We start from the raw sequence: 12,645 nt of genomic DNA on the forward strand, positions 1-12,645 counted from the left end.
GATGCGGACGGAGATTTCCGTCCAAAACCGTTTCGAAGGAGCTAGCCGATGTCGACCCATATTTCAGTCCCGCCGCAAGCGTTGCTCGAGCGCATTCTCACGCTGGAGATCGTGCGCGTGACGGAGCGGGCGGCGGTGTCCTCGGCGCGGTTGCGCGGGCACGGGCAGGAGAAACCCGCCGACCAGGCCGCCGTCGACGCCATGCGGCGCGAGCTCAACAAGCTGCCGATCCAGGGCACCATCGTCATCGGCGAGGGCGAGCGCGACGAGGCGCCGATGCTCTTCATCGGCGAGAAGGTTGGCATGAACACCGGCCCGGAGGTCGATATCGCGGTCGACCCGCTCGAAGGCACCACGCTGTGCGCCAAGAACATGCCGGGCTCGATCGCCACCATGGCGATGGCCGACGGCGGCACGCTGCTGCACGCTCCTGATGTCTACATGCAGAAGCTCGCGATCGGGCCGGGCTATGACAAGGGCGTCGTCGATCTCGATGCCTCGCCGGCCGACAACGTCCGCCGCCTCGCCAAGGCCAAGGGCGTCACGGCGGCGGGGATCACCGTTCTCGTGCTTGACCGTCCGCGTCATGCCAGCATCATCGAGAGCGTGCGCTCGACCGGCGCCGCCGTGCGCCTGATCACCGACGGCGACGTCGCCGGCGTGATCCACTGCGCCGACCCCGACAACACCGGCGTCGACATGTATCTCGGCACTGGTGGCGCGCCGGAGGGCGTGCTCGCGGCCGTGGCGCTGCGCTGCATCGGCGGCCAGATGCAGTGCCGCCTGATCCTCGATTCCGAAGAGAAGCGCGAGCGCGCCGCCAAGATGGGCGTCAACGATCCCAAGATGATCTACGGCATCGAGGACATGGCGCGCGGCGACTGCCTGTTCGCCGCCACCGGCGTCACCACGGGCTCGCTGCTCTCGGGCGTGAAATTCCGCAAGGACGGCGTGATCGAGACCGAGACGGTGGTGATGCGCTCCGTCACCGGCACCGTGCGCTACATCAAGGCCGAGCACCGCGAACTCGCGAAGTTCCATCTGGACTGATCGACGTAATAACGACGGCCGTCATTCCGGGCCTACGCTTCACGGCCTATCCCGGAATGACCAATAATAAGCAGCCTAAAGGGAAGCGCACATGTCCGATCTTTCCGCCGTCAAAGCCCTCGTCTTCGACGTGTTCGGCACGGTCGTGGACTGGCGCACCAGCCTGATCACCGACTTCATGTGGTGGGGCAGGGGCCGCGGCATCAGCGTCGACTGGACCGCCTTGGTGGACGGCTGGCGCGGCATGTACATGGCCTCGATGGACGACGTGCGCAAACATCCCGAGCGCGGCTATGTCATGCTCGACGATCTGCACCGGCGCTCGCTGGAAAAGCTGGTTGAGCAATTTGCGATCAAAGGCCTCACCGAAGCCGATCTCGATCACCTCACCAAGGGCTGGCATCGCCTCAATCCCTGGCCCGACAGCGTCGCCGGCCTGAAGCGTCTGAAGACGAAATTCGTGATCTCGCCGCTGTCGAACGGCAACGTCGCGCTGCTCACCAACATGGCGAAGTTTGCGGGCCTGCCGTGGGACCTCATCATGTCGGCCGAGCTGTTCGAGCACTACAAGCCCGATCCCGAGACCTATCTCGGCGCAGCGCGGTTGCTGTGCCTCAAGCCGGAAGAGGTGATGATGGTCGCCGCCCACAACGGTGATCTCGCTGCCGCACAGAAGAACGGGCTGAAGACCGCCTTCGTGGCGAGGCCGACCGAATACGGTCCGCTTCAAAAGGTCGATTTCGAGGCCACCGGCAAGTGGGACATCGTCGCCAAGGATTTTGGCGGGGTCGCCGACAGGCTCGGCTGCTAGAGCGCGGATTTCCGGAGGACGATGTCCGGCATCCGTGATCCGGGCGGCGCGTGCGCCGCCCGGATCAGGTTCGACGACCTACAAAGTCATCTGCATCGGCTCGGGATAATAATGGAAGCCTTCACCGGCCTTGGCAACATGGCCGTAGCCGGGCCAGGCGAAGTGATAGGACATCACGGGCGTCTTGTTCGCCGCAAGCATGGTCAGAAGTTTCACCCGCGACTCGGCCGCCTGCTTCGGGTCGGTGTCGTAGGAGAATTCCATCCGCGGACGCTCGAGCAGCAGGACGGGATGGTGTGAGAGGTCACCCATGAAGGCGAAGGACTTGCCGGCCGACGAGACCATGAAGATGGTGTGGCCGACGGTATGACCGGGCGCCGCGATCGCCTGCACGCCGGGCAGGAATTCCTGGCCGTCCTTGAAGAACACGATGCGGTCGCGCACCGGCAGCAGGTTCTTGCGGGCGTGAACGACGAAGTCCTTGGCCGCGCTGCCGAGCTTGCCTTCATCGGTCCAGAAGTCGAAATCGGTCTGTGAGATGTAGATCTGCGCGTTCGGAAACAGCGGCTTGCCGCCGTCGTCCACAATGCCTCCGATATGGTCGATATGGGCATGCGAGCAGACCACCGCATCGATGTCCCCGGGCTTGATGCCTGCCTCGGTCATGCTCTTCTGCTGCCGGCCGGTGGTGGCGCCGAACATCTTCGATGAGCCCATGCCGGTATCGAACAGGATGAGCTTGTCACCTGTGTTCACGATCGGGGAGTTCTGCTCGAGCACGACATTGTCCGGCGACAGGAAATTGTCGGCCAGCATCTTCTTCACCTCTTCCTTGGGAACGCCGGTGAAGGTCCCGGAGGGGTCGCCGAGCGGAAGCGGTCCGTCGGAGACAACGGTGACTTCTGCATCGCCGAGAACGAAGCGGTGCCAGTAGGGCGTCTGCGTGCCGAGCTTGGGTGCGCGCGCCAGCGCGCTGCCGCCAAGCATTGCGCTGGCACCAAGGCCAGCCCCGAGGGTCAACAAGGACCGACGTGAGACATCGATGGTCATGCGTTTCCTCCGCTATTGTCTTTTGTTTTGCGCAATTGTTTGCGCGTTACATTCGGCTTGGGCCGATGGTCGAATGCTGCGCCGGTTCGGACAGGCGAGCAAGTGGAATTGATTTGGTGGACGATCGCGGCTTGCTGAAGCAATTCCGGCGCGCGACAAAAACCTCCGCTGCCGATACTTTCGTGTCAGCACGATCCAGCCAGTGCGGCCAAAGCAATCAATGATTGTGTCGTGATTGTGTCTGCCGGCCGCGCGAGACGGCGGGACCGCAAGATTCTTGCTACGCCGCGAACGTATGGCTCATGCAACGCTCGGCGCGAGCTCGCTTCCTTCCGTTTCGGCAAAGCCCGCCTGCAAAACCTCTTCGCGCTTGTGGCGCAGATGCGCGCGCAGGATATGGGCGAGGCCGACGCCGTCGCGCCTCTGCAGTGCATTCAGGATTGCGTCGTGCTCCTTCACGGCGACCGCCCAGCGCTCGGGTGTCATCGGGGTGACATAGCGCGCGCGGCGGATGCGCGCGGTCACGGACGAATACAGCCCCGCGAGGACCGGGTTTCCGGCTGCGGTGATGATGGCTTCGTGAATGGCGCGGTTGCCGCGATAGTACTGAATGAGATCGCCATCGCGATAATGCCGCACCATGTCCCCGTGCGCAGCGGAGATCGCGTCGATCTCGGCGTCCGTGATGCGCTCGCAGGCGAGCTCGCCGGCGAGTGCCTCGAGGCCTTGGCAGACCTCGAACAGGTCGCGCATGTCCTTGTCGGTCAGTTTTGCCGCGCGCGAGCCGCGATGCGGCAGGAGCTGCACGAGCCCTTCGGCGGCGAGCACCTTGAGTGCCTCGCGTAGCGGCGTCCGTGATATCTGCAGCCGCTCGCACAGCTCGCGCTCGGGAATCCGTGCACCCGGCGGGATTTCGCCGTCGAGCAGGATGGCGCGAATGCGGCCGACGACTTCCTCATGCAGCATGGGTCTGCGTCCGTTTGAATGCAAAAATCAAGATATATGCCGAGTATTGCAAGTTCCGGCTTGTAAATCGACAATTTTGCATTCAAAAATGCAAAAAACAGAAGGACATGAGGAAATGGACCAGCAGGTGAAGGCGGAAGACCTCGTTTTCGAGCGCCAGGACGCGATCGGGCGGATCACCTTCAACCGTCCGCAGGCCCGCAACGCCTTCACCTTCTCGATGTATGAGCGGCTTGCTGCGATCTGCGAGGAGATCAACGAGGATCACGCGATCAAGGTTTTGGTGCTGCGCGGGGCCGGCGACAAGGCGTTTGCCGCGGGCACCGACATCAATCAGTTCCGCGATTTCAAGTCGCCGCAGGACGCGATCGACTATGAGAACCGCATCGATCGGGTGCTGACCACGCTCGAGCAGTGCCGCGTGCCGACGATCGCGGCGATCAACGGGTTCTGCACCGGCGGCGGCGCGGGCATTGCCGCGGCCTGTGACCTCCGCATCGGCACCCAAAGCGCCAAAATCGGCTTTCCCATTGCCCGCACGCTCGGCAATTGCCTGTCGATGTCCAATGTCAGTCGTCTCACCGCGCTGATCGGCGCTGCCCGCGTCAAGGATCTGATCTTTACGGCGCGCCTCGTCGACGCGACGGAGGCCGCCAGTGTCGGGCTGCTTGGCGAGGTCGTCGAGGATCTCGCCGCGCTCGACAAGCGCGCGGACGAAATTGCCGGATTGCTCGCCAGTCACGCGCCGCTGACGCTGAATGCGACCAAGCAGGCCGTGGCGCGCCTGCAAAGGCGACTGACGGGCGACGAGGGCGAAGACCTCATCCTGATGTGTTACACGAGCCAGGATTTTCGCGAAGGGCTCGATGCTTTCCTCACCAAGCGCGCGCCGCAATGGCGCGGCCAATAGGACGCCCCGATGCAAAGCGATCGCTCGCAATCAACCCCTGGCCGTTCGGGGCCGCTTGCCGGCCTCAAGGTCATCGATCTCACCCATGTCATGGCAGGGCCGACCTGCACCTTGATGCTGGCCGACATGGGCGCCGACGTCATCAAGATCGAAAAATCGCCGAACGGTGACGACACCCGCCATTCGGTACCGCCGAAGATCGGCGACGAGGCGGCCTCCTTCCTGATGATGAACCGGAACAAGCGCGGCATCGTGCTGGATCTGAAGACCGATGGCGGCAAGCAGGTGTTGCGGCGGCTGATCGCGGGCGCCGATGTGCTGGTCGAGAATTTTGCGCCGGGCGCCATGGAGCGCCTCGGCTTCGGCTATGAAGACCTGCACAAGCAGCATCCAACACTGATCTATTGCTCGCTGTCGGGCTTCGGCCGCACCGGACCCTACAAGCATCGCCGCGGCTTCGATCTGGTCGCCCAGGCCATGAGCGGCATCATGAGCTTCACGGGCGAACGCCCCGATGGTCCGCCCGTCAAATGCGGACCGCCGCTGTCCGACATCACCGCCGGCCTGCTGGCGAGCATGGGCATCCTCGCGGCCTACACGCACCGTCTGAAGACCGGCGAGGGGCAGTGGGTCGAGACCTCGCTCTATGAGGCCGCGTTGGTGCAGACCTACTGGCAGTCGACCATCGCGCTCGCCGCTGGCACCGCGCCGCGCGCGATGGGCTCTGCCCATCCGCTGAACGCGCCATATCAGGCATTCGAGGCCTCGGACGGCTGGCTGGTGGTCGGCGGCGCCAACAAGAAGCATTGGCTGTTGATGCTGGACGCCCTCGGTGCAAGCGAGCTCGCCTCCGATCCGCGGTTCATCAACGGCGCCGACCGCATGGCCAATCTGAAGGAGCTCGAAGCTGTCCTGAGCGAGCGCTTCCGCACCCGCACGCGCGCGCACTGGCTCGCTGCGCTGGACGAGAAGGGCGTGCCGTGCGGACCCGTGCACGACATGCTGGAGGCACTCAGCGATCCGCAGACGCTGGCACGCGAGATGGTCGTCGAGGTCGAGCATTCCACGCTCGGTCCCGTGAAGACGATCGGCTTGCCGGTCAAGTTTTCGGAGACCCCAGGCAAAGTGCGCACGGGCGCGCCGGTCTACGGTGAGCATACAAGCGAGGTGCTGGTCGAGCACGGGTTCGACCGGAAGCAGATCGAAGCGCTCGAAAAAGAAGGCGCCATCGTGCTGGCATCGGGACGACGCGAGGAACGCGTCGCCTGACCGGACGTCGAAAACGACAAGAACAAGACAAAAATCAGCTGGAGGACATCATGGGTCGGACGTCAACACTTCTGCTCTCCGCAGCCGCAATTGTGCTCGCCGGCACGATGCCGGCACTCAGCGCCTGGCAGCCGCAAAAGCCGATCGAGTTCGTGGCGACCGCCGGGCCCGGCGGCGGCACCGACAACCTCGCGCGCGCCGTGCAGAACATCATCACCAAGCACAAGCTGGTGGAGCAGCCGATCGTCGTCGTCAACAAGGGCGGCGGCAGTGGCGCGGAAGGCTATGTCTACGGCAAGGCGTCCGCCGGCGATCCCTACAAGGTGATCTTCGGCACGTCGAATGCCTGGCAGCAGCCGCTCGTCTCCAAGGTCGCCTTCAACTACACCGATCTCACTGCGATCGCTGCCATGGCGCAGGACGAGTTCCTGCTCTGGGTCAAGCAGGACGCGCCCTACAAGACGGCAGGCGACTATCTGAAGGCGGCCGCATCGGGCGAATTCAAGATGGGCGGCGCGCAGTCAAAGGACACGGATGAAGTTCTTACCCGCATGATCGAAAAGGCCGGTCATGTGAAGCTGACCTACATTCCCTTCAAGAGCGGCGCCGAGACGGCCGTGCAGCTCGCCGGCGGACACCTCGACTCCCACGTCAACAATCCGAGCGAAAGTCTCGGGCAATGGCGCGGTGGAACGCAGCGACCGCTTTGCGTTTTCAGCCCGAAGCGTCTGCCGCAGGGCGCCAAGGTCACGGCGACCGAAGGATGGGGCGACGTTCCGACCTGCGTCGAGCAGGGGCTCGACATCAAGCAGTATGAGCAGCCGCGGACGGTGTGGCTCCCCGGCAAGGTCACCCCGGACCAGGCCGCATTCTATGTCGACCTGATGAAGAAGGTGCAGGCGACGCCGGAATGGAAGGATTACATCGAGAAGAGCTCCCAAATCGACACATTCCTGACCGGGGACGAGTTCGACAAGTTCATCAAGGAGGACCTCGAGCGCGTCAAGCTGGTTGCGGGCGAGCAGGGTTGGTTGGTCAAGTGAGGCGGAGCGGGCAGGTCGCCTGCGGCCATCCTTCGAGACGCCCGCCTGCGGCGGGCCCTCAGGATGAGGTCGCGCGTCGCGGCGAGATATCAGACCCTCATGGTGAGGAGCCCGCGAAAGCGGGCGTCTCGAACCATGCAGGCCGAACTCGTTCGACAGACTCCTCGCGGTCACATGGGATAGGGACCGTGTCATGATATCGCGCCGGGCTCTCGAACTTGCGACCGCGGTCCTCACCGGCAGTTTCGGTATGGCCGTCGTCGTGTCCAGCCTCGATAACGGTATCGGCTGGTCGAGCGCGGGTGTGGACGCCGGGACGTTTCCGTTCCTGACCGGAACCATCATCGTGCTCGGGAGCCTCTACAACCTGGTGCGAGGTGTCATGCCGGCCGCGACGCTCGCCAGCGTCCCCATTGCCATCACGTCGATCGAGCTGCGCCGGCTTGCCGGCCTGTTCGTGCCGGCCGCGATTTTCGTGGCTGCGATTCCGTTGGCCGGGATGTACGTTGCCTCAGCCCTGTACATATTCGCGGTGCTGGCGATCCCCAGACAACAATCCGTGCCGCGCGCGCTTGGCATGGCGGCGGCGACAGCGCTTGCGCTCTACGTCGTGTTCGAGCGCATGTTCCAGGTGAGCTTGCCGCACGGCGCGCTCGCCGCGGCCTTCGGCTTCTGACGGAGAGGCCGATGGACAATCTCGGGGAACTCCTTCACGGCTTCAGCATCGCGATCACGCTGCCGCATCTGGCGCTGATGGTGATCGGCGTGCTGCTCGGCATTCTCGTCGGCGTGCTGCCTGGGCTGGGTGCCCCGAACGGGGTGTCGCTGCTGCTGCCGCTGACCTTCGGCATGCAGCCGGTGTCGGCGATCATCCTGCTCTCCAGCATGTACTGGGGCGCGCTGTTCGGGGGGTCCGTGACCTCGATCCTGTTCAACATTCCGGGCGAGCCGTCGTCTGTCGCCACCACCTTCGACGGCTACCCGATGGCGCGCGATGGACGGCCGACCACGGCGCTCGCCACGGCCTTCGGCTCGGCGGCATTCGGCGCGCTGATCGGTGTCATCCTGATCACGTTCCTTGCATCCTGGGTGGCGCAGGTCGCGCTCGCCTTCGGGCCGGCGGAATACTTTGCCGTCTATTTCCTGGCGTTTGCGAGCTTCGTCGGCATGGGCGGGGCGGCGCCGATCAAGACCGTCGTGGCACTCGCGATCGGCTTTGCCATCGCCGCCATCGGCATCGATACCGTCTCCGGTAGCGTCCGCCTCACCATGGGCGTCGACGAACTCGTCAAAGGCGTCAACTTCGTCGTTGCGGTGATGGGCCTGTTCGGCATCGGCGAGCTGCTGGTCGCCGTCGAAGAGGAGTTTCATGCCCGCGCGGTCTCGTCGAAGATCGAGTGGCGGGAGGTGTTTCGCGCGATAGGCCGCTTGCCGCGACACAGCGTTGCGCTGCTGCGCAGCGCGGCCATCGGATGCTGGATGGGGATCACGCCTGGCGGCCCGACTGCGGCATCCTTCATGAGCTACGGCATCGCCCGCCGCTTCTCGCGCCGTGGCCGATACTTCGGCACCGGGGAGGTCGAGGGCATCATCTCGCCGGAGACGGCCGATCATGCCGCCGGCACCAGCGCACTGCTGCCCATGCTCTCGCTCGGCATTCCCGGCTCGGCCACTGCCGCGGTCATGATGGGCGGGCTGATGATCTGGGGCCTCAATCCCGGGCCGATGCTGTTCGTCGACCAGAAGGACTTTGTCTGGGGCCTGATTGCGTCGATGTATGTCGGCAATATCGTTGCCGTCGTGCTGGTGCTGTTGACCGTGCCGGTCTTCGCCGCCCTGATGCGGATTCCCTTTGTGATCATCGCGCCGCTGATCGTGATCATCTGCGTCGTCGGCGCCTATTCGGTGTCGAACTCCTATCTCGACGTCGTCATGATGCTCGGCTTCGGGATCGTCGGCTATCTCTTCAAGAAGCTGTTCTATCCGCTGGCGCCACTCGTGCTCGCGATCGTCATCGGCGACAAGGCCGAGGACGCGTTCCGGCAGTCGATGCTGATGTCCAAGGGATCGCTCGGGATATTCTTCGCCAACAAGCTGGTGACGTGCCTGATCGTGGCCGGCATCGCGCTGTTGCTGCTTCCGCTCGTGCTGCAGCTTGCGCGTCTCTGGCGCAAACCCGCATCCGCTGCGACCGAGACAACGGCCCAAGAGGCAGCTCGAGAGAAGGTGACCATATGACCGCAAAGCCGCTCGTTGCATTGGCAATGGGAGATCCCGCCGGCATCAGCCCGGAGTTGACCGTAAAGCTCGTGGTGCAGGACGACATCCGCGCCCGCAGCCGGATCGTCGTGATCGGTGACCGCCGCATCTTCGACGAGGGCGCGCGCATTGCCGGCGTCAAGCCGGCGCTTACGATGGTGGAGCAGGGGGCCGATCTGCGAGGCGCGGAAGGCGAGACGCTGTTCGTCGATCTCGGCCACCTCGATCCCGGCGGCGTCCAGCAGGGGATCGCGAGCCTTGCCGGCGGCAGGTTCGCGCTTGCCAACTACAAGCACGCGCTCGAACTCGGCCGCGACGGCCTGGTCGATGCCGTCTGCTTCACGCCGTTCAACAAGCAGGCGATGCGGCTCGCGCGTGCCGAATATGACGACGAGATCGCGTTCTCCGCGGAAGTGGTCGGGCTCAAGACCCCCGCGAGCGAGTTCAATGTGCTGGACCGGCTCTGGAACGCCCGCGTGACGTCCCACATCCCGCTCAAGGACGTCGCCGCGCGACTGTCCGGAGAACGCATCCATCGTGCGCTCAAGCTGACTGATGCCTGCATGCGCAATGCCGGCTTCGCCCGGCCGCGCATCGCGGTCGCCGGTCTCAATCCGCATGCCGGCGACGGCGGCAATTTTGGCCGTGAGGAGATCGATGTCATCGCGCCCGTGGTCGCGGCCGGCCAGCGTGAGGGCATCGCCGTGGAGGGACCGTTTCCCGCCGACACAGTGTTCCTGCGAGCCAAGGGCGGCGCCTTCGATGCGGTGCTGACGATGTATCACGACCAGGGCCAGATCGCGATGAAGCTGATGGGCTTTGATCGCGGCGTGACCTTGCTCGGCGGCTTTCCGTTCCCGATCTGCACGCCCGCCCACGGTACCGCCTACGACATCGCCGGCCAAGGCATTGCATCAATCGGCGCTAGCCGCGCCGCGGTGCTGCTCGCGGCAGAGATGGCGGCCCGTCGCCTCACTTGATCCGGCACTACTTCGGCAGGGGCATCGTCAGTTCCTTGTCGGCTGTATCCACGACGAACACGGCAAGCAGCTTCGCGGGCTCGGTGTCGCTGGCATTGGCGCTGACGGCATGACGGTCGCCGGGCTTTTCGGAGAAGTTTTCTCCCTTGTGAAAGACCTTGGCGGGACCGTCATTGACCTGACTGCGAATCGCGCCTTCCAGGACGGTGGCGTAGATGAAAGCCGAGGGCGCGTGGATGTGGGCCGGTGAGGACCCTCCGGGACCATACTCGACCAGCACGCCCTTCATGCTCTTGCCCGGGACATTGGGCAGCGCCTGGTCGAATACGACGGTCACCTTGGCCGTGGGTGTCGCCGTCTCGGCGGCATGGACCGTCAGGAATGATGCGGCATAAAAAGCGGTTGCGATCAGCGATCTGCGCATGGGAGTCTCCTCAAAGTCTCGCAAGCCATGTTGCGAGCGGCGTTTTCCCGAGCCGCGCCTCGCCGAGTGGATTCAGTGATGTGTCGTCGATGGGCGCGCCGTAATACGTTGCCTTTGGGTCTCCCACCACGGGTCGGGCGTCGCCGGACGCCTCCAGACGCCGCGCGACGAATTCATTGAAGGGAGCCTTCTCAGGTCCCGCGATATCGATCGTGCCGTTGAGCGGCTGGCCCATCGCGACCTCCGCGAGGCGATCGGCCACGTCCTCCGCCGCGATCGGCTGGAACAGCGCCGACGGGACGACGATCCGGCCCTCGGCCTCACCCATATCGGCGATGGCGCCGAGGAATTCGAAGAACTGGGTGGCGCGCACGATCGAGTAGGGGACCGGAGATGCCTTGACGATGGTCTCCTGCGCGAGCTTGGCCCGAAAATAGGCGATGTCGGGCGAGCGATCGGTTCCCACGATCGAGAGCGCCACATGATGCTTCACGCCCGCAGCCGCCTCGGTCGCGGCGAGATTTTTGCTCGAACGCTCGAAGAATTCGAGCACGGCGGCAGGCTCCCAGGACGGCGCGTTGGCGACGTCGACGACGACATCCGCACCAGCCAGCACGGCTGCGAGGCCTTCCCCGGTGACGGCGTTGACGCCTGATTTCGGCGATGCTGCCACGGCCTGGTGGCCTTGCTGCTTGAGCTTCGTTACGAGCTTGGATCCGATCAATCCGGTCCCGCCGATCACGACGATCTTCATGGCATGTCTCCACGGCAATTTGCGAGCGCGAGATGGTCAGGGCCTAAGGATACTCGGACTCGCATCGTTGAATGTGATGCGAAGCGAATGTACCCGAGCAATGCGGCGAACTCTTTCCCGTAACGGGCCTGGCTTGCCGAAAAATGCTCCAGAGATTTTCGTTGCGACAATCATGAGAGGAACTGTTCGGGGGCATTGCGAGCGAGACTGGTTCCGCATGGTGACGACGCTTGCGCAGGGACGCTTTGGGAATGCAGGTCCGCCTGATGTCCGTGCTCGCGCCTGGTGAGGCGCGTATTTTGTCCACACTGAGCTGAATTCCGCTGAGGGCTCTTAGCGGGTTCCAGAAACGAGAGTTTGAATCAGAGAGCGTCCAAGATGACCGGATTAGCGATTGGGCCATCGTTAGAGGCCCTTTGATCAAAGCAGGCCTCAACTCCGCCGCCGGATTGACCGAACATAGGTACAACTGCGCCGCAGAGTATTGATGTGTTGAACTGTGGATTAATTCGCCAGCGGAACATCGCGGGGAAGAAGCTCGGCAACGCCATTCGAGATACCGCAGCAAATCCCGTTGGCGCAAATGGCACTTCGGAAATTGGGGACACGAATGTCCAGGGCGATACTTCGTTCGTACTCTGATTGATACGCCGACTTGTTGGCCACGCTTCCCATCGGTAAAATACCTCACCATCATCCGTCGTGGTTGAATAGGGGAGGTGCGCCACTACAGGCGGCAGCGGCCCTCGTCCATGTGGCGCTCCCGGGGCGAGGCTCGGACGATGCAATGGATGTGGTGGATTGGGAGACGTCAGAAGGCTGAGCATGTCCGCGCGATTAGTGTCGATCGGTGATATCAAGGGCACTGCTGGCAAGTTTTCCCACCAATGCTGATATCGAGTCGCGACCGTGACACCTCGCGTAGAACCGCGCAGCCTCCAGGTTGCACCAGCAAACTGATCGAGATCCCTCCAGAGATTGGGATCTATGACAATAGCTACGATACCGCTCAGTACGATGCAGTATCCTTCGGTGGTTCCTTCGCCATAATAGCCAAGTTGAACACCTTGAAAAATCTCTGGGGCACCGAGAAAGGCGTCTTGCTGATGGTTCAGTAGCCGAAGAAAGG

The 12,645-nt window shown here is 63.6% G+C and carries 12 protein-coding genes; 8 read left to right on the plus strand and 4 right to left on the minus strand.

Going from position 1 to position 12,645, the window contains the following annotated elements; genetic code table 11:
- Positions 1-48: 48 nt before the first annotated feature.
- Positions 49-1,050 carry a class II fructose-bisphosphatase gene (gene glpX, locus IVB31_RS19940; RefSeq protein ID WP_247325473.1) on the plus strand — a complete coding sequence of 334 codons (1,002 nt, stop codon included), beginning with the start codon at positions 49-51 and terminating at the stop codon, positions 1,048-1,050.
- 91 nt (positions 1,051-1,141) lie between these two features.
- The gene (locus IVB31_RS19945; RefSeq protein WP_247325475.1) at positions 1,142-1,861 is read left to right on the plus strand and encodes a haloacid dehalogenase type II; all 720 of its coding nucleotides are present in this window, start codon (positions 1,142-1,144) and stop codon (positions 1,859-1,861) included.
- A 78-nt stretch (positions 1,862-1,939) separates the two neighbouring features.
- Here IVB31_RS19945 and IVB31_RS19950 read toward each other — a convergent pair whose 3' ends face one another.
- Entirely contained in the window at positions 1,940-2,911 is a 972-nt protein-coding gene (locus IVB31_RS19950) for an MBL fold metallo-hydrolase (RefSeq protein ID WP_247325477.1), read from the minus strand.
- Positions 2,912-3,211: 300 nt separating this feature from the next.
- Positions 3,212-3,877 carry a GntR family transcriptional regulator gene (locus IVB31_RS19955; RefSeq protein WP_247325478.1) on the minus strand — a complete coding sequence of 222 codons (666 nt, stop codon included), beginning with the start codon at positions 3,875-3,877 and terminating at the stop codon, positions 3,212-3,214.
- A gap of 115 nt (positions 3,878-3,992) precedes the next feature.
- Here IVB31_RS19955 and IVB31_RS19960 point away from each other — a divergent pair, with 115 nt between their 5' ends.
- The 6 genes from IVB31_RS19960 to IVB31_RS19985 all read left to right on the plus strand — a co-directional run bounded on the left by IVB31_RS19960 (position 3,993) and on the right by IVB31_RS19985 (position 10,338).
- The gene (locus IVB31_RS19960) at positions 3,993-4,787 is read left to right on the plus strand and encodes an enoyl-CoA hydratase/isomerase family protein (protein ID WP_247325479.1); all 795 of its coding nucleotides are present in this window, start codon (positions 3,993-3,995) and stop codon (positions 4,785-4,787) included.
- Positions 4,788-4,796: 9 nt separating this feature from the next.
- Positions 4,797-6,056 (plus strand): CoA transferase, encoded by a 1,260-nt coding sequence (locus IVB31_RS19965; protein WP_247325480.1) that lies wholly within the window; start codon positions 4,797-4,799, stop codon positions 6,054-6,056.
- A 50-nt stretch (positions 6,057-6,106) separates the two neighbouring features.
- Positions 6,107-7,099: a tripartite tricarboxylate transporter substrate-binding protein gene (locus IVB31_RS19970; protein WP_247325481.1), complete on the plus strand. Its 993-nt coding sequence runs from the start codon at positions 6,107-6,109 to the stop codon at positions 7,097-7,099.
- A 193-nt stretch (positions 7,100-7,292) separates the two neighbouring features.
- Positions 7,293-7,775 carry a tripartite tricarboxylate transporter TctB family protein gene (locus tag IVB31_RS19975; RefSeq protein ID WP_346730881.1) on the plus strand — a complete coding sequence of 161 codons (483 nt, stop codon included), beginning with the start codon at positions 7,293-7,295 and terminating at the stop codon, positions 7,773-7,775.
- An 11-nt stretch (positions 7,776-7,786) separates the two neighbouring features.
- Positions 7,787-9,337 carry a tripartite tricarboxylate transporter permease gene (locus IVB31_RS19980; RefSeq protein WP_247325483.1) on the plus strand — a complete coding sequence of 517 codons (1,551 nt, stop codon included), beginning with the start codon at positions 7,787-7,789 and terminating at the stop codon, positions 9,335-9,337.
- A complete protein-coding gene (locus IVB31_RS19985; protein WP_247325484.1) occupies positions 9,334-10,338 on the plus strand; it encodes a 4-hydroxythreonine-4-phosphate dehydrogenase PdxA in 1,005 nt (334 codons plus the stop codon). Before IVB31_RS19980 ends, IVB31_RS19985 begins: the two co-directional genes overlap by 4 nt.
- Before the next feature lie 7 nt (positions 10,339-10,345).
- Here IVB31_RS19985 and IVB31_RS19990 read toward each other — a convergent pair whose 3' ends face one another.
- Positions 10,346-10,762 (minus strand): cupin domain-containing protein, encoded by a 417-nt coding sequence (locus tag IVB31_RS19990; protein WP_247325485.1) that lies wholly within the window; start codon positions 10,760-10,762, stop codon positions 10,346-10,348.
- A 10-nt stretch (positions 10,763-10,772) separates the two neighbouring features.
- Entirely contained in the window at positions 10,773-11,516 is a 744-nt protein-coding gene (locus tag IVB31_RS19995; protein WP_247325486.1) for an SDR family oxidoreductase, read from the minus strand.
- Between the last annotated feature and the right edge of the window lie 1,129 nt (positions 11,517-12,645).

Source organism: Bradyrhizobium sp. 21, assembly GCF_023073335.1.
Classification (GTDB): Bacteria; Pseudomonadota; Alphaproteobacteria; order Rhizobiales; family Xanthobacteraceae; genus Bradyrhizobium.